This window comes from Vibrio sp. 1580 (genome assembly GCF_033340055.1).
In genome coordinates this window covers 1-503 of record NZ_JAWOVT010000814.1, presented here as the reverse complement: position 1 = coordinate 503, position 503 = coordinate 1, and the positions used below count along the sequence as shown (strand labels likewise).

Annotated in this window: 1 protein-coding gene; it reads left to right on the top strand. The window is 42.9% G+C overall.

Going from position 1 to position 503, the window contains the following annotated elements:
* A partial coding sequence (locus tag R7093_RS28535; RefSeq protein WP_318147448.1) for a type II secretion system F family protein occupies nt 1-495 on the top strand: 495 nt, incomplete at its 5' end.
* Between the last annotated feature and the right edge of the window lie 8 nt (nt 496-503).

Genomic DNA, 503 nt, shown 5'->3' with positions numbered 1-503 from the left:
TTACTCGAGTTACGCCGACGTTGGCTTGTGCGTAAAATTTCAAAAAACCTTCCCTACGTGCTCGATATTATGTCGGTGTGTGTGCAAACGGGTATGACCATTGAGGCATCTTTTGCTTATTTGGCCAAAGAGCTAAAAATCTTCGATAAAGATCTGTGCTATCAAATCAATAAGACGTCCGAGTCAGGGAAAGTACACGGGATTGAAAAAGCCTTGCATGATCTGTCGCTGCGCTTGCCTGCACCAGAGATCAATAGTTTTGTGCTTACCATTATCCAAAACTTACATTATGGCGCCTCTGTTGCTGGTGTATTAAGTGACTTGGCAGAAGACATGCGCCGAATTCACTTACTCGAAGTAGAAGAGCGAATGGGGAAACTATCAGCCAAAATGAGTGTGCCTCTTATTTTGCTGATCATGTTTCCAATCGTTATTTTTATCCTCGCTCCGGGTTTCTTGCAAATCGATTTCTCGACACTTTCAGGGAGTGGGTAATGAAAAAA